The 25,023-nt window shown below is 66.7% G+C and carries 22 protein-coding genes; 3 read left to right on the top strand and 19 right to left on the bottom strand.

The features are described 5' to 3' along the window. Positions 1–218: 218 nt before the first annotated feature. From B5Y19_RS24585 to B5Y19_RS24565, 5 genes are read right to left on the bottom strand one after another with little or no spacing between them, the layout of a single operon-like run. The gene (locus B5Y19_RS24585) at positions 219–1,145 is read right to left on the bottom strand and encodes a 2-hydroxyacid dehydrogenase (RefSeq protein WP_055728225.1); all 927 of its coding nucleotides are present in this window, start codon (positions 1,143–1,145) and stop codon (positions 219–221) included. Positions 1,146–1,155: 10 nt separating this feature from the next. After that, the gene (locus B5Y19_RS24580) at positions 1,156–2,484 is read right to left on the bottom strand and encodes an NAD(P)/FAD-dependent oxidoreductase (protein WP_055728226.1); all 1,329 of its coding nucleotides are present in this window, start codon (positions 2,482–2,484) and stop codon (positions 1,156–1,158) included. Between the two features lie 53 nt (positions 2,485–2,537). Further along, positions 2,538–3,419 carry an ABC transporter permease gene (locus tag B5Y19_RS24575; RefSeq protein ID WP_055728244.1) on the bottom strand — a complete coding sequence of 294 codons (882 nt, stop codon included), beginning with the start codon at positions 3,417–3,419 and terminating at the stop codon, positions 2,538–2,540. Between the two features lie 10 nt (positions 3,420–3,429). Then, positions 3,430–4,380: an ABC transporter permease gene (locus tag B5Y19_RS24570; protein ID WP_055728227.1), complete on the bottom strand. Its 951-nt coding sequence runs from the start codon at positions 4,378–4,380 to the stop codon at positions 3,430–3,432. Between the two features lie 27 nt (positions 4,381–4,407). Further along, entirely contained in the window at positions 4,408–6,060 is a 1,653-nt protein-coding gene (locus B5Y19_RS24565) for a peptide ABC transporter substrate-binding protein (RefSeq protein WP_055728228.1), read from the bottom strand. Positions 6,061–6,265: 205 nt separating this feature from the next. On the opposite strand from B5Y19_RS24565, the gene B5Y19_RS24560 reads away from it, so the two are divergent. Next, complete coding sequence (locus B5Y19_RS24560; protein WP_055728229.1) at positions 6,266–6,910, top strand: cupin domain-containing protein; 645 nt, start codon at positions 6,266–6,268, stop codon at positions 6,908–6,910. Between the two features lie 161 nt (positions 6,911–7,071). Here B5Y19_RS24560 and B5Y19_RS24555 read toward each other — a convergent pair whose 3' ends face one another. The 14 genes from B5Y19_RS24555 to B5Y19_RS24495 all read right to left on the bottom strand — a co-directional run bounded on the left by B5Y19_RS24555 (position 7,072) and on the right by B5Y19_RS24495 (position 22,184). Beyond that, positions 7,072–7,830 (bottom strand): SDR family oxidoreductase, encoded by a 759-nt coding sequence (locus tag B5Y19_RS24555; protein ID WP_055728230.1) that lies wholly within the window; start codon positions 7,828–7,830, stop codon positions 7,072–7,074. A gap of 562 nt (positions 7,831–8,392) precedes the next feature. After that, complete coding sequence (locus B5Y19_RS24550) at positions 8,393–9,334, bottom strand: ABC transporter permease (protein ID WP_079592303.1); 942 nt, start codon at positions 9,332–9,334, stop codon at positions 8,393–8,395. Next, positions 9,334–10,521, bottom strand: a complete 1,188-nt coding sequence (gene thrC, locus B5Y19_RS24545) for a threonine synthase (RefSeq protein ID WP_197282432.1) — start codon at positions 10,519–10,521, stop codon at positions 9,334–9,336. Before thrC ends, B5Y19_RS24550 begins: the two co-directional genes overlap by 1 nt. A 1-nt stretch (position 10,522) precedes the next feature. Further along, positions 10,523–11,392, bottom strand: coding sequence for an ABC transporter permease (locus B5Y19_RS24540; RefSeq protein ID WP_055728232.1), 870 nt, complete (start codon positions 11,390–11,392; stop codon positions 10,523–10,525). A gap of 2 nt (positions 11,393–11,394) precedes the next feature. Next, on the bottom strand, positions 11,395–12,708 hold the full coding sequence (locus B5Y19_RS24535; RefSeq protein WP_055728233.1) for a helix-turn-helix domain-containing protein: 1,314 nt from the start codon (positions 12,706–12,708) through the stop codon (positions 11,395–11,397). A gap of 22 nt (positions 12,709–12,730) precedes the next feature. Next, entirely contained in the window at positions 12,731–14,284 is a 1,554-nt protein-coding gene (locus tag B5Y19_RS24530; RefSeq protein ID WP_055728234.1) for an ABC transporter substrate-binding protein, read from the bottom strand. 22 nt (positions 14,285–14,306) lie between these two features. After that, positions 14,307–15,938 carry an N-acyl-D-amino-acid deacylase family protein gene (locus B5Y19_RS24525; RefSeq protein ID WP_055728235.1) on the bottom strand — a complete coding sequence of 544 codons (1,632 nt, stop codon included), beginning with the start codon at positions 15,936–15,938 and terminating at the stop codon, positions 14,307–14,309. 317 nt (positions 15,939–16,255) lie between these two features. After that, on the bottom strand, positions 16,256–16,504 hold the full coding sequence (locus B5Y19_RS26770; RefSeq protein WP_411914173.1) for a hypothetical protein: 249 nt from the start codon (positions 16,502–16,504) through the stop codon (positions 16,256–16,258). Positions 16,505–16,551: 47 nt separating this feature from the next. After that, complete coding sequence (locus B5Y19_RS24520; protein ID WP_055728236.1) at positions 16,552–17,640, bottom strand: mandelate racemase/muconate lactonizing enzyme family protein; 1,089 nt, start codon at positions 17,638–17,640, stop codon at positions 16,552–16,554. Positions 17,641–17,777: 137 nt separating this feature from the next. Further along, positions 17,778–18,956, bottom strand: coding sequence for an ABC transporter substrate-binding protein (locus B5Y19_RS24515; protein ID WP_055728237.1), 1,179 nt, complete (start codon positions 18,954–18,956; stop codon positions 17,778–17,780). A gap of 96 nt (positions 18,957–19,052) precedes the next feature. Further along, on the bottom strand, positions 19,053–19,868 hold the full coding sequence (locus B5Y19_RS24510) for an NAD-dependent epimerase/dehydratase family protein (RefSeq protein WP_055728238.1): 816 nt from the start codon (positions 19,866–19,868) through the stop codon (positions 19,053–19,055). Further along, positions 19,865–20,830 carry an aldose epimerase family protein gene (locus tag B5Y19_RS24505; RefSeq protein WP_079592301.1) on the bottom strand — a complete coding sequence of 322 codons (966 nt, stop codon included), beginning with the start codon at positions 20,828–20,830 and terminating at the stop codon, positions 19,865–19,867. Before B5Y19_RS24505 ends, B5Y19_RS24510 begins: the two co-directional genes overlap by 4 nt. Positions 20,831–20,950: 120 nt before the next feature. Then, entirely contained in the window at positions 20,951–21,403 is a 453-nt protein-coding gene (locus B5Y19_RS24500) for a nuclear transport factor 2 family protein (RefSeq protein WP_055728240.1), read from the bottom strand. After that, the gene (locus tag B5Y19_RS24495; RefSeq protein ID WP_055728241.1) at positions 21,396–22,184 is read right to left on the bottom strand and encodes a ribonuclease activity regulator RraA; all 789 of its coding nucleotides are present in this window, start codon (positions 22,182–22,184) and stop codon (positions 21,396–21,398) included. The genes B5Y19_RS24500 and B5Y19_RS24495 overlap by 8 nt, the downstream gene beginning before the upstream one ends. 185 nt (positions 22,185–22,369) lie before the next feature. Here B5Y19_RS24495 and B5Y19_RS24490 point away from each other — a divergent pair, with 185 nt between their 5' ends. Beyond that, entirely contained in the window at positions 22,370–23,977 is a 1,608-nt protein-coding gene (locus B5Y19_RS24490) for an IclR family transcriptional regulator domain-containing protein (RefSeq protein ID WP_055728242.1), read from the top strand. Between the two features lie 748 nt (positions 23,978–24,725). After that, positions 24,726–25,023, top strand: a 298-nt coding sequence (locus B5Y19_RS24485; RefSeq protein ID WP_176168724.1) for an ATP-binding cassette domain-containing protein, incomplete at its 3' end; no start/stop codon positions are given.

Genomic DNA, 25,023 nt, shown 5'->3' with positions numbered 1-25,023 from the left:
GACGCCAGCGACTCCGAGACGGGACATCGGGCTCCCGATCCAAACTCACCGTCGGCGGAACGGCAAAACGGGCACGGCGGGTAGTCGCCACGGGTCAGTCGACGTCGGAGCCTGTCATCAAACCATAGGCACCTTTACGCATCCGCCGGCAGTTATCGTGACAAAGCCCGTACGGAAAGGCCCGGACGGGCGGTCGGCCGTTAACAGGAGTCGTGCGTTCAGTATTCCTGACCGCGCGGAACGAGGCCCTCGATCGGGAGCCCCCTGCGGTGGCGCTCGATCGTCTCGAGCACGAAGGCGGCCCCGCCCTCCGGTCGCGTCATGCTGGCGATGTGGGGTGTCATCACGATGCGCGGATGCCGCCAGAACGGATGCTCCGCCGGCGGCGGCTCGGGATCGAGAACGTCGATCATCGCGCCCGAAAGCTGCCCGGTTTCCAGCGCCGCCAGGAGATCCGCCTCGACGAGATGGCCGCCGCGCCCGACATTGATGATGGCGGCGCCCGGCGGCAGCGCAGCGAACAGCCGCGCGTTGAGAATGCCGCGCGTCGCCTCGGTCAATGGCAGCAGGCAGATCAGGATGTCCGTCTGCGCCAGGAAGGCTGGCAGTTCGTCCGCTCCGGTGAAGCAGGCGACGCCCTCGATCTGGCGCGGCGAGCGGTTCCAGCCGGAGAGGGGAAAGCCGAAGGGCCGCAGCTTCGCGAGGCTCGCCTGGCCGAGCTGCCCGAGCCCGAGGATGCCGACGCGGCGGCGCGCGCCGGGTTGGACCTGGATCTCGCGCCATTGCCGCCGGCGCTGCTGGTCGAGATAGGCGACCATGTCACGGTGCAGCATCAGGGTCGCCATGCAGACAAACTCGGCCATGCTCTCGGCGATGCCGGGCTCAAGCATGCGCACGACCGGCAACCCGGGCGGCAGCTTGCTGAAGTCGAGCTGGTCGACGCCGGCCCCGACCGAAAACACCATCTTCAGATTGGGGAAGGTCTCGGCGATCCGCTCCGGCGGCTGCCAGAGCAGCAGATATTCGACTGCTTCGGGGTCGCCGATATCCGGCCAGATGCGGAACGGAACGCCGGGGGCCTGCCGGGCGAAGGCCGCGGCCCATTGCCCCGCCCGCTCGGCGCTGGCCTTGTAGAGGATGGTCATGCCGGCGACTCTAGAACAGCCCGACGGGCGCCAGCGGGCGGCCGTCGACCAGCCGCTGGTAGCTGTAGGCGGCGGGGTCGACCAGCGGGGTGTCACCCCGGACGATGTCGGCGGCGAGCTTGCCGGCCGCCGGGCCGATGCCGAAGCCGTGCCCGGAGAAGCCGGTGGCGAGGAAGAAGCCCTGCAGACTTGGGACGGCCGAGATCACCGGCACGGTGTCGGGCGTGGAATCGATGGTGCCGCCCCAGGCCTCCGCGATGCGGATGTCCTTGAGCTCGGGATTGCCCTGGATCAGAGCGGCCAGCGCCGCGTTGACCAGCTCCATGTCGGGGGCGGGGTCCTGCACGCGCACGGCCTCGAAGGGCGAGGGCTGGTCGAGGCGCCAGTTCGCGTTGCCGAAGAGTTGCTTGAAGAAGTCGGTGCCCAGCCGCAGCTTCAACCCGGCGCGACGCTGCTTGAAGGTCGGCCAGAATGCCTTGGCGTAACGCAGGATGTCGGGCGTCAGGTTGACGGTACCGCGCCCGCGCAGGGCCAGGGTCAGGCCGCCATCGAGCCGGCGGCGGATGCAGTAGGCCGTCGTGCCGAGCGCGCCGTCTGTGAATTCGGGTGCCGGGGTGGTGCGACAGGCGGTGGCGTCGACCAGCCCGATCGGCAGGTCGATGCCGTGGCGCCGGCAGAACAGCGAGGACCAGGCGCCGCCCGCGAGCAGCACGGCCTGGGTGCGGATGGCGCCCTTTTCGGTGACGACGGCGCTGACCGCGCCGCCCGTCGTCTCCAGCCCGCGGGCCGCGCAGCCCTGATGGATGGTCACGCCCCGCTTGCGCGCCGCGAGCGCGAGCGCCGGCACCGCCATCGAGGGCTCGGCCCGGCCATCGCTCGGGGTATGGAGACCGGCGACCCATTTCTCGGCGTTGGTGGGCAGCGTCTCGGCGACCTGCGCCGGCGTCAGCAAGGTGGAATGGACCTGCTGCTCGCGCGCGATGCCCGCCCAGCGCTCCCAGTCGGCCGCTTCCTTGGGGTCCTTGGTCAGAAAGAGCACACCGGTGCGGCGGAAGCCGGTATCGGCGCCGGCCTCCTCCTGGATTTCCTCCCAGAGGCGCAGCGCTTCGCGGGCGAGCGGGATCTCGGCGCGGGCGCGCCCCTGCTGGCGGCACCAGCCCCAGTTGCGGCTCGACTGTTCGCCGGCGACATGGCCCTTCTCGACCAGCGCGACGGAAAGCCCCTTGCGGGCGAGGTGATAGGCGCTGGAGACGCCAATCACGCCGCCGCCGATGACCACGACGTCGACGGCTTCCGGCAGGCGCTCGTCGCTGGGAATGCGGTTGACCGGCGGGGACATGGAGATGCTCCTGAGACGGGCCTGGACGGCCGCAGCGGCAGTGAAAAGTGGCGTCAGTTGATGTCCAGGCGCGGATCGAGCGCGTCGCGCAGGCCGTCGCCGATGAAGTTGAAGCTGGTCACGGCGAGCGTGATCGCGATGCCCGGCAGGAGCGCGAGCCAGGGTGCGCTCGTCAGGTAGATCTGGGCGTTGTTCAGCATGTTGCCCCAGCTCGAGGCTGGCGGCTGGATGCCGTAGCCGAGGAAGCTGATGTAGGATTCGAGCAGGATCGCCTTGGCGACGTTGAGCGTTGCCGCCACCACGATCGGCGCCATCGCGTTCGGCAGCAGACTGCGGAACATGATGTAGAGGTTGCTTGCGCCCACGGACCGGGCCGCCACGGCGAAGTCGCGCTCGCGCAGGGAGCGGATCTGGGCCTCGACGATGCGGGCGACGTTCATCCAGGAGGTCGCGGCGATCAGCAGCGTGGTCGCGACGATGCCCGGTTCGGTGAGCGCCGCCAGCGCCAGCAGCAGGAAGATCGCCGGGAAGCACAGCACCGCATCGACGAAGCGCATCAGCGCGGAGCCGAGCCAGCCGCCATAGAAGCCGGCGACCACGCCGACCGCGATGCCGATCGCCATCGCGACTGCCATGGCAAGGAAGCCGATCGCGAGCGAGATGCGCCCGCCCATCATCAGCCGGGCGAGGATGTCACGGCCGAGCTCGTCGGTGCCCAGCACATGGACGCCAGAGAGCGGCGGCGCGAAGCGCTGCAGGATGTCGATATGGGTGTCGTCGAAGGGCAGCAGGAACGGGCCGAAGACCGAGCCCAAGGCCAGGACGAGGATCGTGGCCGTGCCGGCCATGGCGAGCCGGTGGCGGCGGAAGCGCCGCCAGGCTGTGTTCGTGGAGGCGACGGGCGTCGGTTCGGCCGAAACGGAGGCGGCTTGCATGGTCATCGCCTCACTCCATCCGGATCCGCGGGTCGACCACCGCATAGAGCAGGTCGGCGAGGAGCGAGCCGAGCATCACCATCGTGGCCGAGAGCATCAGGATGCCCATCACCACGGGGTAGTCGCGATAGGCGATGGAATCGAGGAAGAGCCGGCCCATGCCGGGCCAGGTGAATACCGTCTCGGCGACGAGCGCACCGCCGAGCAGGGTCGGGAACTGCAGGCCGGCGACGGTGATCATCGGCAGCAGCGCGTTGCGCAGCGCATGCCGCGACAGGACGTTCCACTCCGGCAGGCCCTTGGCCCGGGCGGTGCGGATATAGTCCTGGCCGATGACATCGAGCATGGAGGAGCGCATGAAACGGGCCCAGATCGCCGTCTCGACCAGCGCGAGCACGAGGGCGGGGGCGATCAGATGATGCAGCAGGTCGAGCACGGAATCGTCGCCGACCGTGTGGCGGTTGCCGGCCGGCAGCCAGCCGAGCGTGACCGAGAAGACGTAGATCGTGACCAGACCGAACCAGAAGGTGGGGATCGAGAGCGCGATCATCGCCCCCACGGTGGCGAGCGTGTCGAACAGCGAATAGCGCCGGATCGCGCCGAGGATGCCGATCCAGCAGCCGAGCAGGCAGGCGATCAGCGTCGCCGTTGCCATCAGCTCGAAGGTGGCCCGGAGATGCGAGCCGATGACGGAGAGCACGGCGCTGCCGTCGCGATAGGAGGTGCCCCAGTCGCCTTGCAGCATGCGCCAGAGCCAGTCCGCGTACTGGACCGGCAGGGGCCGGTCCAGGCCGAGCTGGCGCGAGATCCGCGCGATATCTTCCGGCGACATCTGCGACGACAGGGCGAACTGCGACAGCGGCCCGCCCGGCGCCAGATGCAGAATGGCGAAGCCGAGCATCGAGACGATGAGGAGGAGCACCAGCGCCTGCCCGAGCCGGCGGATGAGATAGGGAAGCATCGCGGCGCGATCTCGCTCTTGCGGCCGTCAGGCCCAGTACCACTCCCGCATGTTCCAGCAGTTCGAGGAGGTGTTGATGTTGGGCGCGAAGCCCTGCAGCCCCTCCTTGGTGCCTTCGGCGATGGCCGACTGGAACAGCGGCAGGATCGCGAGGTCGTCGCGGACCAGCTTCTGCAGCGCACCATAGCTCTTCTTGCGCTCGGCGAGGTCGAACTGGGCCGCGCCCTCGGCCAGCAGCCGATCGGCTTCCTTGTTCTGGTACTGATAGGTGTTGTAGCCGCGCCCGCCCTTGGCCGGGATCGCGCCGGAGCCGAAGCGCGGTGTCACGTCCGGGTCGCTGCCCAGCATGAAATTGACGCCGACGATCACCGACTGGAACTTCGACTGCTGCCAGAATTCGCCCCAGATCACGGCGGCGGGCATGTTGCTGATCCGCAGCGAGGCGCCGATCGCCTTCCAGTCCTGCATCAGGAGCTGCTGGGTCTGCTCGCGCACGGCGTTGCCGCTGGTGGTCGAGTTGCTGAACTCCAGCCGGACGCCGTTCTTCTCGCGGACGCCGCCGGAGCCGCGCTTCCAGCCGGCTGCGTCGAGAATGGAGTTGGCCTTGGCCGGGTCGTAGGCATGGGCCGGCAGGTCCTTGTTGAAGGACCAGGCCTGCTGCGGCACGAAGGATTCCGTCGGCGTCGGCAGCCCGTAGTTGAGCGCGTCGATCAGCCCCTTCTTGTTGATGGCGAGATAGAGCGCCTCCCGCACCGACCGGTCGGCGAGCGGCCCGAACTCGAGATTGGGCGCAATGTGCTCGATCGACGCCATCGGCGAGACCGAGATCTTGCGGCCCGGCAGGGTCTTCGCTTCCTTCACGAAGTTCGGCAGCACGCCCTGGATACCGGTGTAGTCGATCTGGCCGGTGCGGAACTGGGTGTAGAGCACGGTCAGGTCGGGAACGTATTTGAAGATCACGCGCTCCAGGAACGGCCCGCGCCCGTGATAGGCCTTGTTGGCGAGGAGCTGGATGTGGTCGCCCGGCACGCGCTCGCCCCAGCGGAACGGGCCGGTCCCGATCGGCGCGTTGTTGAAGGGTGAGGCATTGGGATCGGACGCCTTCTCCAGCGCGTGCTTGGGCACGATGAAGAACAGCGACAGGATCGACATATAGGGCGAATAGGCGCTCTCCATGCGCCAGTGGATCTCGTCCGGCGCGACCACCTTGATGTCGTGGACGAGGCTGTGCCCGACCCGGTTACGGGCGCGGAAGGCGCTGTTGTTGATCAGGTCGATGCTGAACTTGACGTCCTCGGCGGTGAAGGGCGTGCCGTCATGCCATTTGGCGTCGTTGCGCAGCTTGACCTTCCAGGTCAGGCCGTCGGCGGACAGCCCGCCATTCTCGAGGGTCGGCACCTCCTTGGCGAGGTCCGGCTGGAAGCGGCCCTGCGGGTCGATGTACCAGAGCGTGCTGAAGAGCTGCCACCAGACGCCCTGGTCGACCTCGATGCCGGGCATCAGCGGGTGGAAGACGGTCGGCTCCTGCGACAGGCCCGCGACGACCTGCCCCTTGGGCTCGGCAGGCGGCTGGGCCGCCCGCAGCGAGGCCGGCAGGCCGATGCCGGCGGCAAGACCCATGCCCATCGCCAGAGCGCCGCGGCGCGTGGGGCCCGTGACTCCAGAATATCCGTCGGACATGATGTGCTCGCTCCCAATGAAACCGCGGATCCGCGGCGTGTTCTCACGTCGCGGGGCAGGCGGGATTTCAATCCCCTTAACTTTTGTTATGATGAATTCAACACGGCTAAAATAGCCTGTCAATCGTGCTGACATGTGCTGCCGTGCGCGCCAAGGTGGAGCGGTAGTGCTGGGCGCTTCGGGAAACTGGCTTGAGAGGCGATCGATGAGCAGAAACGCCACGGGAACGGGCGCTTCGGGGAAGGGCACGGGCGAGGCGATCGTCGTGCCCGAGGATGCCGAGCATCGGCTCGGCGAGACGGTCCGGCTGCTGCGCCAGCGCGCCGGGCTCTCGATCCAGGAGCTGGCGCAGCGCACGGGGCTCTCCAATGGCATGATCAGCCAGCTGGAGCGGGCGCTCGCCTCGCCCTCCATCCGCACCCTGCGGCTGCTCAGCATCGCGCTCGGCGTGCCGATCTCCTATTTCTTCGAGCCGCACGCACCCGACCCGTCGTCGCAATACATCGTGCGCCGGAACGACCGGCGCCTGCTGCGCCTGACGGCGAGCGGCGTGCTCAAGGAATCGCTGACACCGGCCCAGGGCGGAGCGCTCGAGATCTACGAGCTGACGCTCAATCCGGGCGCGTCGTCAGGCGCCGACTTCGTCCAGCATGTCGGGGAGAAAGCGGTCTATGTGCTCGCCGGCCGGATCCGGATCTGGCTCGAGCATGAGCCTCATCTGCTCGATGCGGGGGACAGTGTCTGCTTCCCCAGCATCGTGCCGCACATGTTCGACAACCCCGAGCAGACGGTCGCTCGCGCGATCTGGGTGACCACGCTGCATTCCGGCGCGCCGTCCCGGGAGAGCTGACGCAAATCGCCATCAGAGGACGCCGCATCCGAAACTCTTATAGCGGCTCCGCCGCTCGTGTGTCGCCAGCCGCTGACTTTAGGTCCACGCCTGAAAGCCGACATTGAGGCCAACCAGGGGCCGCTCAAACCGATCTCGATTCCAGAGCGCGAGCCGAAACATCAGAGCAACCGCACCGACATGCCACCGTCGACGATCATCGGGCTTCCCGTCACGAAGCTGGAGCGGTCGGACAGCAGGAAGAGCGCCGCCTGAGCGATCTCCCTCGCGCTGGCCATGCGCTTCATCGGATGCAGGTTCGCAATGAAGCCCAGCACCTCGGCATTGCCCTCGCCACCCGCAGGCGTGATCGTGCCTCCAGGCAACAGCGCATTCACCCGGATGCCCTCGGCGGCATGATCCGATGCCAATGACTGCGCGAGCCCGTTCATACCAGCCTTGGACGCGGCATACGCTCCCATGCCCGGCATCCCGCCATTGCTGAAGCCCACAAATGACGACGTGAACACAATCGACCCGCCGCCACGCTTCCTGAGGGCGGGGATCTGCGCTTTCGCCGCCAGGAAGGCCGAAGTGAGGTTGATGGCGATCACCTCGTCCCAGTCCGCCTTATCCGTATCGGGCACCGGTGCCATTTTCCCCACGATGCCGACATTGTTGAATGCGCCATCGAGGCCGCCAAACTCTCGGACCGCCAGCTCGACCAGCGCCTCGGCATAGTCTTCGTCCCGCACGTCACCCGCGAGGAAAACGGCCCTGCCGTTACCGGACCTGAGCCTGTCGGTCAGCGCCCGAAGCTCAGGAGAGCGACGAGCGCCCAATACAACGTTGGCCCCCTCCCGCGAGAACAGCTCCGCACCAGCGGCGCCAATGCCGCTGCTCGCGCCCGTTACGATGATCGTCTTCTCTTTGAGTTCCATGGCGCATCTCCTGGGAGGCTTGGCCCGCCGATAGAGCTCACGCGCACGATGGCCGACACCCGGTTTCTGCCCGGCGGGCGTCATAAGCGGAAGCTGGCGCTTTGCCCCACAGCGGACACTCGTCAACCTAGGCGAAAGATGCTCCGGGCCGAGCGGCGCACCATATTGCGGGCGTCACCGGATATATAACGGACCGGGTGTCAGGCTCGTTCAGCAGGCGTCCGTCTCCTACAGTATCAAATAGACGGAAGCGCAGCTGACCTATCCGTTGGCCCGACACATGAGACCCGTGATCAACGCCTTTACCGCGCCACAACGAAGGGGCGCGAAGGGCTTGAAGTGGTCCGACAGAAGGCGCGCGAGCTGCCTTGTGAGACATCGGCCGCGAGCCCGCATTGCGACTGAGACTGGCTCCTCCCGACGTTAAGAGCGTCCGGTCTCAGGTCGCTCGATTTGGCAATGAACCGCGCAACCGTAGTTGGGGCCGCCCGGCCGCGGCAGGTGGCAGCAGGCCATACGTTCTATGGGCTCGCCATCTCTGTCATTGTCGAGCGCCGCCTCCCTACTTGCCGACGCGAGGGTCGACCAGGCTGTAGAGCACATCGACGAGCAGGTTCACGATGATGAAGGTCAGTGCCATGAACAGTACGATGCCCTGGATCACGGGATAGTCGCGCCGCGAAACCGCATTGATCAGTAACCGCCCGACGCCTGGGATGTTGAAGACGATCTCGATTGCGATCGCGCCGCCCATCAGGACGGCAAAGGTGATGCCGATCGCCGTGATGATCGGCATCAGGGCGTTCTTCAGGGCGTGGCGGGCAATGACGGTATGGCCCGGCAGGCCCTTGGCGCGCGCCGTCCGGATGAAATCCTCCCCCAGCACGTCGAGCATGCTGGAGCGGGTGATGCGGGCGATGAAGGCGGCCTGGACCAGGCCGACCGACAGCGCCGGCAGGGTGAGTGACCACAGACATTGCCAGAAGCCGCGCTCAAGCGGGATGTAGCCGGCCACTGGGAACAGGCGGAACTCCACGGCGAAGAGCAGGATCAGCATCAGGCCGAACCAGAATTCCGGCATCGAGACGCCGAGCATCGCCACGCCCATCGCCACCTGGTCGGCCGGCCCGTTGCGGTTGACCGCCGAGACCACGCCCGAAATCATGCCGATGCCGACCGCGATGATCAGAGCGTAGAGTGTCAGGATCAGGGTCGGCTCCACCCGCTGCAGGATCGCCTGCGTCACCGGCATGCGCAGGAAGATCGACTCTCCGAGATCGAGCGTCGACATCTGCTTCAGCCAGACGACGAGCTGGACCACAAAGGGCTCGTTCAGCCCGAGCTGCTCGCGCAAAGCCGCGATCCGCTCCGCGGTGGCGTCGGCGCCGAGCATCACCGCCGCGGGATCGCCCGGCGCCAGGTGCAGCAGCACGAAGACCAGGAACAGCGGAACCAGCAGGCTCGGCAGCAGCAGCACGAGCCGCTGCAGGATGAAGCGCGCCATCAGACAACCCTCTCCGGCGGTCCCATCCCCTCCAGCGCTTGGATGATCACGCTCGCGGACGCGTCTGCCTCGACGCGGATTTCATGGACCGGCATCTGCCGGTAGATCCCGAAATCCTTGAAGCCGTGCCCGGTCACCATGCAGACGATGCGCTCGTCCGGGCCGATATCACCGCGCGCGAGCATCTTCTGCGCGGCGGCGAGCGAGCTCGCGCCGGTCGGCTCGGCGAAGATGCCGTTGCCCGCCGCCAGCACGCGCATCGCCCGGCGGATCTCGTCGTCGCTGACGGCGATCGCGCACCCGCCGCTCTCGCGCACCAGGCGCAGCGTATAGGTCCCGTCGCGGGCATAGCCGATCAGCGGGTCGGAGATGCCCGAGGCGATCGTCTTCGGTTCGCCCCAGGCCTGGACCTCGCCGGCCCGCTCCTCGAACGCCTTCACGATCGGTGCGCAGCCCTCGGCCTGGACGGCGACGAGCCTCGGCATGCGCCCGCCCCGGTCGGCGAAACCCTGGAACACGCCCTTGACCAGCGGGCCGGAGCCGGTCGGCACGAAGACCCAGTCGGGGACCTGGCCGCCGAGCTGGTCGTAGATCTCATGTCCGACCAGACGCAGCGCATCGGTGCCGTAGGGGTTGAGGAAGGTGGTGGTGACATTGACGAAGCCGGTCTCGCGCGCCACCGCCAGCGCCATGGCGTAGGAGTTGCTGTAATGCCCCGCGACCTTGACCAGCAGGGCGCCGTAGGCGGCAATCTGGGCCATCTTTTCGGTCGGCGTCCGCTCCGGCACGAGAATGACGGCGGGAATCCCGGCCCGCGCGGCATAGGCGGCCGCAGAGGCGCCGGCATTGCCGCTCGATGCGCAGACCAACCCCTTCGATCCGAAGGTGAGCGCGGTCGTCAGAGCCGCGCTCACCAGCCGGTCCTTGAAGGAGCCGCTCGGATTGCGGGTCTCGTCCTTGAACCAGAGCGCGCGCGCCGGCGTCGGCAGCGAGCCGGGCCGTACAGGCAGCAGGGGCGTGCCGCATTCGCCCAGCGTCACGGCCGGCGAGACCAGCGCGTCGAGGCCCGGGGGCTCGGTGCCGGGGCGGGTGACTTCGAGAAGACCGCCACAGGCCTCGCAGGCATAAAGCAGCGTCGCCGGATAGGAGGCGCGGCAATCCACGCAGGTCAGGGTCATCGCGGCCATCTCAACGCTCCCGCATCTTCGGATCGAGCGCATCGCGCAGGCCATCACCGAACAGGTTCAGGCCGAGGACGGTGATCATGATTGCAACTCCCGGAAAGAACGCCATCCACCACGCCATCACCACGAAGGTGCGCGCTTCCGCCAGCATGTTGCCCCAGCTCGGCTGGGTCGGCGGGATGCCCGCGCCGAGGAAGCTCAATGCGGCCTCCCCGAGAACGGCATAGGAGAAGATGAAGGACGCCTGGACGATGATCGGCGACAGGACATTGGGCAGGACGTGGCGGAACAGGGCGTAGAGTCTGCTGCCGCCGACAGCGATGCAGGCCTCGACATAGGGCAGTTCCTTGACGACGAGGACCGAGCTTCTCACCACCCGCGCCACCCGCGGCATGTAGACCGTCCCGAGCGCGATGATGACGGTCGAGCTGCTGGCGCCGAGGACGCCGGCCATGGCGATCGCCAGCACCAGTCCGGGGAACGACATCAGCCCGTCGAGCAGACGCGACAGCACGGCGTCGAGGCGTGAATAAAAGCCGGTGAGCAGGCCGAGCACCGAGCCCAGCCCGACGGCGACGAAGACCACGGCACAGCCGATGATCAGCGAGGTTCGGGCGCCGTGCATCACTCGCGACAGCACGTCCCGGCCGAATTCGTCCGTACCGAGAAGATGGACCGGCCCCGGCGGCTTCAGCCGGTTCTGCACCGCAAGCGCATTGGGGTCGGCCGGCGCGAGCAGATCGGCGGACAGCGCCGTGGCGAGCACCACGACGAGCAATATCGTCCCGATGATCACATTGGTGCGCGAGAACAGCTTGGCGAGGAAATGCGGCTTGCGCGGCTCGGTCCGGCCCGCCTGCTCCTGTACGGCCATGCTCATGACGAAAGGTTTCCGGGCACGGTCAGATCGATCCTGTAGAGCGTGGATGGCCGTCCATGGCCGATCGGGGTGCTCTCCCCCACGGGCACGGCGAATCCGGCTTCGGTCAGCCGGGTCAGGACGCGGCGCGCGGTCCGCGAGGTGGAGTCGAGAATGGCGGCGAGCTCGACGGCGCTGTAGGCGCGGGACTTGTCGTCTCCGACCGTCTCCAGCATCCGCGCCAGGTTGGCGGCGGTGACCCCGGTGCGTTCCGCGAGCTGGACGATGGCCGCATCCTCGACGCGGATCAGCCGCGTCCGATCCTGGCCGAGAGGGCCGACCAGGCGATCGCCGTCGAAGACGATGTAGAGCCCGTCGCCGTTGCGCTGCTCGGCCTGGTGCAGCGCCTTGCGCGCGCCGTCCTCGGCGATGGCAGCGCTCGCCCCGGTGCCGATGCCGATCTGCAGCGAGAAGCCCGGCAGCGGGATCGGCTCGAGCGCCGGCGCCACCGTGAACTCCTCGGTTTGCCGCCGGAGCGCGCCATAGGTCGTGTAGAACAGGTGAAGCCCGCTGCCGATATCGAGCAGGTTGACGCCGAGCCTGTCGCTGAAGGCCAGCAGATAGGTCTCGAGCGCCAGCGCGTGGCGGCGGACATCGGCGATCGCGCCGTTGAACTGGGGCGTATTGACCCGCAGCAGGCCGATGGCGATCTGCGAACCGCGATAGCGCTGCTGGAGCAGGTTCGAGACCAGCAGGTCGAGCGCCTTCAGGATCGTGTGCTTCGTCCAGAACATGAAGTGGCAGGGCACGCCCGCCACCGCGAGTTCATGCTTGACGATGGAGCGGCAGGTCAGGGCATGGCGCGTATGTCCCGCGCGGTAGTGCTCGATATGGAAGCCGGTGAAGTCGTCATGGATCCGGCCGTCGACGAGCGGCATGTTCCTGATGCCGCTCGGGTCGATTTCCAGCTCGCGGCAGACGTCGACCACAACATCGTCGGAAACGGTGTCGACGCTGATGGTCGCAGGATCGACGCCCGCCCGCACGAGGTCGAAGAAGGCCTTCACCAGGGAGGCCTCGTCGAAGACGACATGAGAAGCGGGGACCGTCAGCGGCCGTTCCGCGAGGGCGACGTAATAAGGCACCGGACCGGAGAAGAGGATCGCGTCGACGATCCCCTCCAGCTCATGGGCGAGGCGGCCCGCCTCGTCCTGATGATCGTAGAAGCGTACCTCGAAGTCGATGTTCGACCCCGCATCGCGCAACGCGAGTTCGAGCGGCTCGCTGAACTCGGTATTCGCGATGAGCCCGACTTTGATCCGAACTGCCATGAGGTACGCCTCGACCCGGAGCCTATTGCTTCCAGGCATTCCAGTAGAACGGGAACGGCGTCGCCGATACATTCTTCAGATCGGCGTTCTTGACGCCGAGGATGAAGAAATCGCCGAACTTGGCCATCGGAGCCTGCTGCCAGAAATGATTCTGCAGCTCCTCCCAGACCGCGTAGCGTTTCTTCGGGTCCATCTCGGTGTTGAGCTTGCGAACGAGTTCGTCCTTGCGGGCGTCCTCCCAGAAGCCCGGCCAGGCTGCGTCGAAGCAGGGCCAGACCCCCGGATCCGGCGTGAAGGTCGTCGCGCCGCTGAAGATGTCGTAGGCCTGCGGATTGTTGCGCTGCTGGACGATCGTCGCCCAGTCGACGACCTCGAGCTGGATGTTGAAGCCGACCGCCTTGAGCTGCTCGGTGGCGACGAGCGCATTCTTGTACATGAAGTCGTATTCGCGCGTGGTCAGCCACTTGATCGGCTGGCCGGCATAGCCCGCCTCCTTCAGCAGGGCCTTGGCGCGTGCGGCGTCATGCTTGTTGTAGAGCCCGCCATCGGCCTTGCTCCACCACTGCGCCTGCTCCTGGAAGAGGATGCCGGGATCGAGCCGGTAGAACTCCTCGGAAGCGAAGGCGGCGCCCATCACCTCCTTGTTGGCGAGGCCGAGCACGAAGGCCTGGCGGATGCGGGCGTCGTTGAAGGGCGCCCGCTTCTTGTTGAACACGGCCATGGTCCACCAATAGGGCTTGGTCACCAGCGGCTCGATGGTCGGGTACATCTTGATCATCGGGAGCATGTCCTGGCTCACCTGATCGGCAATGTCGTAGAGGCCGGTCTGCACGCCCTCGAGTCGCACCGAAACCTCCGGCGTCGGCACCAGGCGCAGCTCATCGAAATGCGCGACGCGACGGCCGCCCATGCCGTCCGGCTCGGCCGCGATGGCCGCATATTTGTCGAAGCGGGCGAGGATCAGATGGCGGTCCGGCACATGTTCCTTGAAGCGGAAGGGCCCGGTGCCGATGTAGCTGCGGATCTCGTTGTCGCCGAACTTGTCGATGACGCTCTTCGGATAGATCGCCGCCTGCTGGTTCGGGAAGGCCAGCATCATCGGCACCACCGGCGAGGCCTCCTTGAGGGCGATCTCGACCGTCAACCCGTCGACCTTGCGCAGGGCGCTGACATTGGCGAACATCATCCGCCCGTAATTGGACTTGCGCCCCCAGCGCTCGAGCGAGGCGACGACGTCGTCGGCGCTCAGGATCGAGCCGTCATGGAACGGCACGTCGGCGCGCAGCCTGATAACGTAGGTGTTGCGCTTCTCGTCGAAGGTCGCGCTCTCGGCCAGCATAGGCACGGCGTTGAACTTGCCGTCGAGCGTGAACAGCCCCTCATAGATGTGCCAGCCCACAGACTGCGTGATGAAGGCGGTCGAGTGATGCGCGTCGAGCGTCGGCGGTTCCCCGGTGATCGCGACATTGAGCACGCCCCCGGATTTCGGCTTCGCAAGCGCGGGCAGATTGGCGCCGCCGAGTGCAACGGCCAGCCCGGCGACGGCCGAGCGGCGGGTGATCCCTCCGAACTTCATCGTTTCCTCCCGAATGATTTTTTCAGTTGCAAGCCAGGGATGTCTGCGGGCCGCAGCAGGCGCAGCGATGCCTGATCAGGCGGCCGGCCCGCTCGGCCGAGGGCTTCCCCTCCTCGGCAGCGAGCTTTCCGTTGACGTAGATGCGGTCGAGGCCGACGGGATAGCGCCGCGGATCCTCGAAGGTCGCGATGTCCTCGATCTTGCCGTCGTCGAAGACGATGAGGTCGGCGAAGGCGCCCTTGGCGATCAGGCCGCGCTCGGCCAGGCCGAAGCGCAGAGCGGAGATCGCCGTCATCTTCCGCACCGCCTCCTCGACCGGCATGATGCGCTCCTGCCGGACATAATGGGCGATCATGCGCGGGAAGGTCCCGTAATGGCGGGGATGGACCTTGCCGGTCTCGAGCGGGATGCCGTCGGAGCCTACCATGGCGAAATCGGAGCGCAGCACCGATTTGACGTCCTCATCCGACATCTGGTGCAGGATCATCGTGACCCGCCCGTTCTCCTCCAGCAGGATGTCGAGCATGCAGTCGACCGGGTGCTGGCCGCGCTCCGAGGCGATCGCCTCGATATTGCGCCCTTCAAGGCTCCGATTGGCCTCGGTATCGACGCCCGAGATGACGACGCGGTCCCAGCCGAGCATCCCGGCGAAGTTGTCCCAACCAGGCAGGTTGCCCTCCATGTCGCGGCGGATGCGTTCCCGCGCGGCCGGATCGGCGAGGCGCGCCAGCACCTCCTTGGCGCCGCCGGCCGAGACCCAGGGCGGCAGGACCGAGAGCAGCGTGCTGCTGCCGGCAGTGTAGGTGTAGATGTCGCAGGTGACGTCGAGGCCGCGCGCGCGGCGGCCGGCAATCAGGTCGAGCGCCCGGCCGATCGTGCCCCAGTTGCGCTTGCCGACGACTTTCAGATGGCTGACATGGAGCGGCGCTCCGGCCGCCTCAGCGATGTCCATCACCTCCGTCAGCGAGTCGAGCAGCGTGTCGCCCTCGGTCCGGATATGGCAGTTCAGCATGCCGCCGGCACGCGCCGCCGTCGCCGCGACCGCGACGAGCTCGCGGCGATCGGCGTAGCAGCCCGGTGCATAGAGCAGGCCGAACGACAGGCCGATGGCGCCCGCCTCCATGGCCTCCCGCACGAGGGCGCACATGCGCTCGATCTCGGCCGGCGTGGCAGGGCGGTTCTCGAAGCCCATCACAGCGATGCGCACGGCGCCATGGGCGACCTGCGAGACCGCATTGACCGAGCTCGGCGCGCCCGACAGCGCGTCGAGATAGTCGCCGAACGCGTCCCACGCGCCGGGACCGGGCATCGGGCCGAGCACCGGCGCGGCATAGCGCACCAGATCGTCGCGGCGCGCCGGACTCGACGGGCTGCCGCCGAAGCCGCAATTCCCGAGCACGACCGAGGTCACCCCCTGCAGCAGCTTCGGAGCATGGGTGGCGTCGCGCAGTACCGCCAGATCGTCATGGGTGTGGACGTCGATGAAGCCGGGCGCCAGCACGCGGCCGCCGACATCGACGATTTCGCGCGCCTGGCCCGTGATGCTGCGGCCGACCTCGGCGATCCGGCCATCCACCGTCGCGACTTCGCCCCGAAACCAAGGCGCGCCCGTGCCATCCATGATGCGGGCATTGATGAACTTGTGCTCGAACATGTGATTTAAAGAAATGTCCGTTAATGTCTCTAATTGAGATAAACGTGGAATGCGTGAAGTGTCAAGCTTCAGAGGTTCTGGTGTTGTCTATCGGTCACATGAGCGACCAAAGGCGGCCGCGCCCGCGACGCCAAACCGCGCAGCGCCAATTCCGGACATTAACCCGGTGCCCGAATCCAGACATTCCAACCCGCCCTAAGCGGGCAGCCGACGCATTTCGTATGACGCCGGAAGAACTGTCCCTGAGCTTCAACCAGTGAGAAATTGGCCCTCGACATCGTCGGGCCACACGGGCGGGCTTGCGCTCGCCGTTCCACCTACTGCGGCAATGGCCGAGGATCGCGAGATCCGGAATGTGGCTCCAGGCCACCGTGGCGCAGATTTCGATGAGGCGGAGCGGTACGAGTCGCAACTGCCGCACCGAGGTGGTGTTTGAGCGCTGACCAGGGAGCCGCAGTCTGAACGTAGTCGTTCGCAGCCGACCAAAGGGCACAGGTCTCTGCTGCTGCGTGCCGAAACTCCCGCGCCTCGTGATGGGCACGGATCGCCTCCACGCGCGCCTGCAAACTTCTTCAGAGCTGCAGGATATGACCCGGATTAAACTGGAAGCGCTCTAGATCCGATAACGTTCGATGGCGGACATATCGGGCTCGAAACCGATGCCTGGAGCATCGGGGATCCGGATGACTCCATCGACCGGCAAGACCGGATCGAGGCCGCACCAGGCTTCCGGCCGGACATAAAGAAATTCGAAGACCTCGAAGGCGCCGATGGCGGCCGCGAGCTGTAAACTCGCCCAATAGCCCGGTCCGAAATAGGGTGAGTGCGGCGCAAGGCGCTTGCCCGCGGCGCGCACGACCTGCGCGACCTTGAGGAACTCAGTGACGCCGCCGACTTTGGTCACGCTCGGCTGGACAACGTCCAGCGCGGGCACGAGGCGGCCGAACTCCATCGCTGTGCAGGCATTCTCGCCGGCTGCGATGGCGATCCCCTCGGCCGCGATCGCCCGCCAGGGCGTGGGATCTTCGGGCGGAAAGGTCGGCTCCTCGAGCCAGTTCACCTCGGTTTCGGCGAGAACGGGCAGCATGGCTCGCACCTGCTCCAGCGACCATTGGCAATTGACGTCGACGGTCAGGCGCGCCCTCGGCCCCGCGCCGCGGCGGCCGGCCCAGATCGTCTCCGGCAGCACTTCATGCAGCTTCACCTCGTCATATCCGAGCGCGGCCGCCTCGGCGGCGAAGTGCTCGACGCGCTCGGCCTCGCCATAGCGGACGAGGCTCGCATAGGCGCGGATCCGGTCGCGGTGGGGCGATCCGATCAGGCGGGATAGCGGCAGGCCGGCGCGCTTGCCTGCGATATCCCACAGCGCGATATCCAGCCCCGAGATCGCGAACATGGTGATGCCATAGCGGCCGAAGAGGGCCAGGGCCTGCTGGGCTGCCAGATTGACGGCTTGCGGGTCCCGCGAATCCCGCCCGATCACGGCAGGTGCGACGAGGTCGCGAACCGCGACGGCAGTGGCGTTCTGGCACATGTAACCGAAGGCTTCACCCCAGCCGATCAGACCCGATCCCGTTTCGACCCGGACCAGGACGATGTCGAGATTGCTCCAGCGGGTCGGCGTGATGCCCTGTCCCTTGCCGCCGTCGTCGAACGGAATGCGCAGGACAATCGGCTCCACCTTGGTGATCGGATCGGACATGGCCTTCTCATCAGGTCGAAGGCCGGCCGATGCGGCCGTCCCGGTGAAGTGGGCAGGGTGCGGCCGCCCTGCACGAGCATGGGCGGCCGCGATCGGACGGGGCGGGCACGGTGCCCGCGGCCCGGCTCGAAAGGCGATCAGGCTTTCCGGCCGATTTCCTCGTCCCAGCGGCGGAAGGCCAGGACCATCTGGTCGGGTTCGAGCGGCAGCTCGAAGGGCGTTTCCGCGATCAGTTTCGCATATTCGGGGCGGCCGAATTCCGCGATCGCGGCCTGGCTCTCGGGCGGCGCCATCGAAAGCGGGACGTCCTTCACCGCCGGCCCCGGATAGAGATAGCCCTCGTCATAGGTGAAGGCCTGTGCCGGCTTGGTCAGCATGAACGACATCAGGTCGAGCAGGACGGCGATCTTCTCGTTGGGCAGCCCCTTCGGGATCGCCATGTACTGGCCGTCGATGACCCAGCGGAAATTCTTCAAGGTGGCGATGCGTGCTTCTTTCGGGACCACGCCGAGCACGCGCGGGTTGATGTCCCAGCCCGTCGTGGTGGCGATGATATGGCGGGTGCCGTCGCCGAGCTCCTTCATCACCGCGGAGGTGCCGGTCGGGTAATATTCGATGTAGCGACCGAGTTCCTTCAGATAGGCCCAGGTCTTGTCCCAGCCTTTCATCGGGTCCTTCGGGTCGCTGTCGCCGAGGATATAGGGCAGCCCCATGATGAAGGTGCGGCCGGGGCCGGAATTGGCAGGTCGGGCGTACATGAACTTGTTGGGGTGGGCCTTGGCCCAGGCCAGCAGCTCCTCGAGCGAGCCGGGCGGAGTCGGGACGTGGGCCGGCAGGTATTCGAGCAGCGGCCCTGAGGGGTAATAAGCGACGACCACGCCCTGGCCGCGTGCCAGGCCCTGCATCATGGCAGCGCCCTTTTCGTAGATCTCGTCGAGATTCGGCAGCGCCGCCTTGTGGGCAGAGAGAAGGTCCACCCAGAGGTTCTGCTCGATGCCGGCCGCGAGGGCGTCCGTGCCGGTCAGCACGAGATCGATGTCGATGCGCCCGGCAGCCTGCTGCGCCTTGATCTTGCCCGGCAGTTCGGGGGCGGGGGCCTTGGTGAAGGTCATCCGCGACACCAGCTCCGGTTTCGCCCGGCGATAGGCCTCGAAAGCCTTCTGGGTCAGCGCGAGATTGCCCGCGACATCGACGATATTGAGATTGACCGGGGCCTTCGGCAGGGCGAGCTGTGCCTGCGCGAGGCCGGGTGCGATGGCGGCAAGGCCTGCCGCACCGCCCAGGAACTGGCGTCGAGATGGGGCTGTCATCTTCATTCTGTCGTCCTCCCAATGGTTGCCGCCGGGGCGGCCCTGCTGCGCGGCGTCTTGTGCGCCATCGTTCTTGCTCGGCTGATGCGGCCTGGCGCCGCCTCACCAATCCTCGATGCGTGCGATGTCCCCGACGAAGCTCGCTTCGGCCATCGTGCCGCCGATGACGCGGCTGGCGAGCCGGTCGGGATCCTCCGGCGGGACTGCTGCCATGACGGCCTCCGCATAATCGTCGGCGCTGTCTTGCGGCCGATAGCCCAGGCGCCACGCCGTTGCGTTGTCGAAGAAGCTGCGGGCGTTGTCGGAGACGCCGTAGACGACGGCGAAGCGCAGGGCTTCGTGCTCCAGGCCGATCCGGACCAATTGCGCGAGATCGCGCGGGCTCGTCCAGATGGCGAGGCGGCGGCGGTCGACCGGCCGATCCCCCATGAAGCCGACCCGGATGGCTAGGACTCGCAACCCGAACTGGTCGGCAAAGAAGGCGCCCGCCTGCTCGCCGAAGGCCTTGGTCAAGCCATAGCGGCTGTCCGGGCGCAGCAGGACATCGGAACCAATCCGCCTGTGGCGCGGATAGTGACCGACGACATGATGCGAGCTGGTGAAGACCACGCGCTCGATCCCGGCAGCCCGCGCCGCGTCGAACACATTCCAGGCGCCCTGCACATTGCCGGTGATCTGCTCCTCGATCCCGGCCTCGGTGGTACAACCGGCGAGATGCACCACGGCCGAAGCGCCGTGCATGGCCCGGGCCAGGGCATTCCGGTCCGCGATGTCGCCGAGGATGGCTTCCTCATTCTCGCCGAGATCGGCGATGGCATTGCGATCGAACAGGCGAAGGCGATAGCTACCCCGCAGCAAGGGCCGGATGGCCCGGCCGACGACGCCGCCGGCACCGGTCACCAGGATGGTCTTCGTCACGGATCGATCTCCCGGTCAGCGGCCGGCCATGCGCCTCTTCGCCCAAGGCCGATCTCGACCCAGGCGCTGAAGCTCGCGCCGGCTTCGAGCAGGCGCGTGCCGGTGCCGACGACGCCTTCCGCCGCGAGGTTGAAGCCGTTCGCGACATGGGAGACCGGCTCGACACAGAGATAGGCGTCGTCGTCCGGGCGATGCAGAACCAGATGAGAGAGTGTCGGGGCCGCCGCGATATGGACGCAGTGTCCGTCGGCATACCCGACCTCCAGCCTGGTCCAGTTCGAAAGATAGCAGGTCCGATCCTCGACGGCGTCGGCCGGAGCACTCTCACCGGTCGCGAGATAATCCTTGTCATGCAGCCAACGCCGTCGGGCGTCGTGACGGATCTGCACACCGGGGGACCAAGGTAGATAGGGGTGCCAGCCGAGTCCCACGGGGGCCGATTCCGCCCCGCGGTTCTCGATGCTCAGCTCGATGCGCAAGGTCTCCGGCGTGAGCGCGAAGGATTGCCGAGCGAGATAGGGCCAGGGCCAGTCGCCATCGGGCTCGGCGGCGAGTGTCAGAACGGCTCTCGTCGAGGCGTGGGATTCGACCTCCCACTCGCGAAGATGCACCGGGCCATGAAGGCTGTGCGGAGCAGCGTCAGGGTGAGATCGGACGGACCACACGCGGCCGGCATGGCGCAGGCGGCCATCGGCGATGCGGTTGGAATAGGGAATGAGCGGATAGGCCCCGCCCTTCGGCCAGCGTCGAGGCTCGGCCGGCCAGGCGCGCAAGGGCACGACGAGATCCCGCGCAGGCGTGCCGGACAGGTCGCGAAGCGTGGCAAGGCGCCCGCCTTCGGTGGGCGAGAGGGTTGCCTCCAGGGCACCGGCTCGCAGCACCAGCCTTTCGGCCTCGTTGCCCGGGACCGCCGGCCTCGTGTCCTCAGGCGATACCGGAAGAAGCTCCATGGTTTCAGCCATTCCCGCCGATCTCGCTGGCGAGAGCAATTCCGCAATTCTCCGAAACGCGGAATTGCTCCAGGTCTTTGTTTTGTCGCATTTTCTTCACGCGAACCGGTGTCCACTTCGCTCGAAAATGCTCTAGGCTCGCGGACCGAGGTGGTAGCCGCGGCCGGCATAGTCGAACTCGACCAGTTCGCTGATCGGCAGGCTGCCGTCGGCGGCCGAGGCGTAATAAGCTCGGATTTCGCGGATCAGGCCGCTCTTCTCGTCGAAGACGTACCATTCGTCGCCACGTAGCGCGGTCTTGGCGTGGGGCTTCCAATGCGTCCATTCGATCACGGCTTCGGGCGCGGTCGAAGAGCACAGGATCTTTTCGATGGTCCAGCGCGAGCCGAGGTTTTCGACGCACCAGACCCATTTGCGGGCGATCACATCGGCGGTCCGCCAGGGAATTTCGGGCAGGCCGGGCGGGAAATAATGGACGGCGTCGGGCGTGAAACAGGAGACGAGCATGGCGTAGTCGCCAGCGTTACAGGCTTCGAAATAGCGCCGGATCGCCTTTTCCATGAAGGCGGGGGTGATCTCAGCCATTGGCGGTCTCCGCACGAATGCGCGTAATGTCCTCTTCGCGGGCACCGGCCTTCTGCCAGGCCTCGAAATCGGCACGGGTTTGCGGCGTCGGCGGATAGACGCCGTAGAGCCCTTCCCCGGACGCTATGCGCTTGACCAGATAGCCCTCGAGGATGTCGCGCTTCTCGCCCGCATCGGCGATCTCGGCAGCCAAACGGCGCGGTACCACGGTGACGCCGTCACCGTCGCCGACGAGGATGTCGCCGGGATAGACGGCTACGCCGGCGCAGGAGACCGGTACGTTGAGATCGGCGGCGTGGTGGGTCGAGAGACGGGTCGAGGCGACCACATCGCGGGCATAGGCCGGGAACGGCATCGCGGCGATCTCCTGGCCGTCGCGGAAGGCGCCGTCGGTGACGATCCCGGCCACGCCCTTCACCATCATGCGCGTCAGCAGGACGTTGCCGGCCGATGCGGATGAAATGTCGCCGCGACTGTCGATGACGAGAACCTGCCCTGGGCCGATCTGCTCGACCGCCTCCCATTGTAGGTTGTCCGGATTCGGATACGGGGTCAGGGTCGCGTAGGTGTCGATATCCTCGCGGGCCGGGATGAAGCGCATCGTGAAGGCCTCGCCTGCGAATTTCGCGGCGTTCGGGTTCAGCGCCTTCAACCCGACCAGGAAGCACTGGCGCAAGCCGCGGCGGAACAGCTCGGTGGTGAGCGATCCGCTGCTGATCGCTTTCAGCCGGTCGATCACCTCCTGCGGGACGGCGACGGGATGTTGCGTGGGTGAGATCATGAATCGCTGTCCGGCCGAAGGAATTTCGCTTTCAAGCCGATGGCGCAGTCGTTCGCGGCCTCGGCCTTGACCTTTCTGACCTACATATTGATCCTCGGGAAGCCTTGGGGCCGAATTCTCGCGCCATCAGTCCCACAATATGGAATCACTCGATGGTAGAGCCACAAGCGGACGCGATCCGATGGATGCCGGACGATCGCAGCGACCAGCCGGCCGTCGCCGGTACGGCCCTGATCGGCAAGGCCTTTCGGCTGATCGATCTGATTGCCGCCGCCCCGGGGCAAATCTCGGCGGCCGAGCTTGCCGTCGCGACGGGGTGGCCGAAGGCGACGCTCTACCGGATTCTCGCTTCCGTCACGGCGCATGGCTTCGTTCGCCTCGATCCGCAATCCCAAGGCTATACGCTCGGCTATCGCCTGCTCGAGCTGGCACAGAATGTCTGGGTCGCGCCCGATCTCGCCACCGTCGCCAGCGTCGAGTTGCAGCGCCTCCGCGACATGACCGGAGAGACCGCCTATCTCGCTGTGCCCCATGACGGCACGGTCCTGGCACTCGGCAAGTTCGAAAGCCCGCACGATATCCGCTCAGCCGCACGCCTGGGCGTGCGCAAGCCTCTGCACTGCACCAGCCAGGGAAAAGCGATCCTGGCCTTTCTGCCGGAATCGGAGGCCGAGGCCCTGCTCGGCCAGGAGCCTCTGGAGCGCTTCACCCCGCAGACGATCACCGATCCCAAAACGCTGATGGCGCAACTGCGTATCGTGCGGGCCCGCGGCTATTCGGTCGAAGACCAGGAAATCCTGCCAGGCAACCGCTGCGTCGGCGCGCCGGTGTTCGATTCCAGTGGCCGGCCCATCGCGGCCATCAGCGTTGCCGGGCCTGTCTATCGATTGACCAGCGAAAGGGTGGCGCAGCTCGGCCCCGAGATTGCGAACGTGGCTCGCAATATCGGCCTGGGGCTCAAGGGTGCGCCGGCGCGGCAATCGCAAGCCGGCATGCCCTGGCAGCCGCATGACCCGCACGGCAAGCCCGTCTTCTACGGCGCTCACCCGGTCTGGGACCCGGAACGCTCGTCCCTCGTCTGGGCGGACCGGCTCGGACCCACCCTCTACATCACGTCGGAGGGGCGGACCGCGACAATCCGACCGGAGCCCGGCGCCCCGATCGATGGCCTCGCGGTGACGCCCGAAGGCGACGTCATCCTGCTGCTCGGCGGGCGTGTTCTGAAGATCAGCAAACAAGAATGCGTCCTGGATCGCACCGTCCCCACGCTCGCCGGCGCCACTGCGATGGCAACCGATGCCGCGGGGCAGCCATGGGTCGCCGTGTACCAGGGCGACGAGACCCGGATCGGCAGGATCGGCGCCGACGGGACGTTCGAAGTCGCCTGGGCCCTGCGCAAACGGATCGGCGCGCTTGCCTGGTCGCAGGCGAGCGGCACGCTCTTCGCTTCGGACCCCCAGAACGGCACGATCTATCTCTTTGGGCGCGAGGCGGCGGCGCCCAGGCTTTTCACCCGCATACCACCCGTCTCGGGCGAGCCGCGCAGCCTCGCGGTCGATACCGATGACCGGCTTTGGGTCGGACTCTACGACGGCTGGAGCATCGCGCGGCTGACGCCCGATGGCGAGATCGAGCGGGTGCTGCCGCTGCCGGTTCCGCGCCCGACCGGCCTTGCCTTCGGCGGTGAGGGCAAGGTCTACGTCGCCACCGCCCGGATCGACCTTGCCCGCGAGGTCCTGGAAAAAGCGCCGCTATCCGGCCATTTGCTGGTGGCGCAGACGGGCAAAGGCTGACCTGTCGCATGCGAGGCGGCTCCTATCGCGCGCTGTCGCCCGTTCCTTTCACGTCTTTTGCTATTCAAGCACCCCTCCCTCGCCACATTCTCAACCCAGGCCGTGGGGGAGTGGCCGCCACCCGGGCTTGAATTTTCGGGCCTCGCACAATCGGAGAGGTTCCCTGGCGAGGGCGAGCCGGAAAGGTGCAGAACATGTGCCCCCCGGATAGCCATCGCACTGCCGGGAGATCGGGCGCGTGTCAAAGATTGCCATGGCCGCGTATTATAAGTGGAGGCCATGGGGCGGCGTCCGACGATCATGTCTCACATTCTGGGGTGTGTCTCTTCTGTTGGAACGAGCGGAGGAATAGCCATCTGGGATCGCCCGATATCGAACGTCATGGAGGAAATCATCCTGGCGTACCGGGAGAGCCATTCGGCCGCGGCTTTATGAAGTCTCATAATATGATCCTCGGAGAGAGGCGCCGCATTGACGACCAGCCGCCCCTGAAACACGTTCCGGCCGCCAGTCGGATCACATGAACGATGACCTCTCGGGAGGATACGCTTTGCGCATGCCAGGTTCTGTGGGGATCCGATCGGCTTGCTGGACAGCCGCGACATCGACTGCCCCGTCGAGGCCCGCAAACCCGTCTGACAAATCATGTGTCGTACGGCTGATTGCCGTGTGATCGCAGGCTTGTCTCACTTCGAAGCCCGCCACCTGCCGTTTCGACACCGTTCTGCAGAATCCGGAAGCCATGACCATCAACGCAGCCTCGTTCCGCGAGCTTCGGCTCGATCACCTGAGCCGTGACTTCGGCACCCACAACGCGCTCAAGGACGTCTCGCTGACGATCGGCAAGGGCGAGTTCATCGCGCTGCTCGGGCCTTCGGGCTGCGGCAAGTCGACGACGCTCAACCTGATCGCCGGCCTGCTGCCGGCGACCGGCGGCGGCATCTGGCTCGACGACAAGCGCATCGACCCTTTGAGGCCGGAAGAGCGCGGCTTCGGCATGGTCTTCCAGAACTACGCGCTGTTCCCGCACATGACGGTGAACAAGA

This window comes from Allobosea thiooxidans (assembly GCF_900168195.1).
GTDB lineage: Bacteria > Pseudomonadota > Alphaproteobacteria > Rhizobiales > Beijerinckiaceae > Allobosea > Allobosea thiooxidans.
This window is presented reverse-complemented; position numbering and strand designations above follow the sequence as displayed.

Bases quoted from the DNA above. Each gene is read 5' to 3' on its own strand.
- B5Y19_RS24555 (WP_055728230.1), bottom strand. From the start codon at position 7,830: ATGGAACTCAAAGAGAAGACGATCATCGTAACGGGCGCGAGCAGCGGC.
- B5Y19_RS24540 (WP_055728232.1), bottom strand. From the start codon at position 11,392: ATGGCCGTACAGGAGCAGGCGGGCCGGACCGAGCCGCGCAAGCCGCAT.
- B5Y19_RS24550 (WP_079592303.1), bottom strand. From the start codon at position 9,334: ATGGCGCGCTTCATCCTGCAGCGGCTCGTGCTGCTGCTGCCGAGCCTG.
- B5Y19_RS24535 (WP_055728233.1), bottom strand. From the start codon at position 12,708: ATGGCAGTTCGGATCAAAGTCGGGCTCATCGCGAATACCGAGTTCAGC.
- B5Y19_RS24505 (WP_079592301.1), bottom strand. From the start codon at position 20,830: ATGGCTGAAACCATGGAGCTTCTTCCGGTATCGCCTGAGGACACGAGG.
- thrC (WP_197282432.1), bottom strand. From the start codon at position 10,521: ATGGCCGCGATGACCCTGACCTGCGTGGATTGCCGCGCCTCCTATCCG.
- B5Y19_RS24575 (WP_055728244.1), bottom strand. From the start codon at position 3,419: ATGCAAGCCGCCTCCGTTTCGGCCGAACCGACGCCCGTCGCCTCCACG.
- B5Y19_RS24490 (WP_055728242.1), top strand. From the start codon at position 22,370: ATGCCGGACGATCGCAGCGACCAGCCGGCCGTCGCCGGTACGGCCCTG.
- B5Y19_RS24515 (WP_055728237.1), bottom strand. From the start codon at position 18,956: ATGAAGATGACAGCCCCATCTCGACGCCAGTTCCTGGGCGGTGCGGCA.
- B5Y19_RS24585 (WP_055728225.1), bottom strand. From the start codon at position 1,145: ATGACCATCCTCTACAAGGCCAGCGCCGAGCGGGCGGGGCAATGGGCC.
- B5Y19_RS24495 (WP_055728241.1), bottom strand. From the start codon at position 22,184: ATGATCTCACCCACGCAACATCCCGTCGCCGTCCCGCAGGAGGTGATC.
- B5Y19_RS24570 (WP_055728227.1), bottom strand. From the start codon at position 4,380: ATGCTTCCCTATCTCATCCGCCGGCTCGGGCAGGCGCTGGTGCTCCTC.
- B5Y19_RS24580 (WP_055728226.1), bottom strand. From the start codon at position 2,484: ATGTCCCCGCCGGTCAACCGCATTCCCAGCGACGAGCGCCTGCCGGAA.
- B5Y19_RS24520 (WP_055728236.1), bottom strand. From the start codon at position 17,640: ATGTCCGATCCGATCACCAAGGTGGAGCCGATTGTCCTGCGCATTCCG.
- B5Y19_RS24530 (WP_055728234.1), bottom strand. From the start codon at position 14,284: ATGAAGTTCGGAGGGATCACCCGCCGCTCGGCCGTCGCCGGGCTGGCC.
- B5Y19_RS24500 (WP_055728240.1), bottom strand. From the start codon at position 21,403: ATGGCTGAGATCACCCCCGCCTTCATGGAAAAGGCGATCCGGCGCTAT.
- B5Y19_RS24525 (WP_055728235.1), bottom strand. From the start codon at position 15,938: ATGTTCGAGCACAAGTTCATCAATGCCCGCATCATGGATGGCACGGGC.
- B5Y19_RS24565 (WP_055728228.1), bottom strand. From the start codon at position 6,060: ATGTCCGACGGATATTCTGGAGTCACGGGCCCCACGCGCCGCGGCGCT.
- B5Y19_RS24560 (WP_055728229.1), top strand. From the start codon at position 6,266: ATGAGCAGAAACGCCACGGGAACGGGCGCTTCGGGGAAGGGCACGGGC.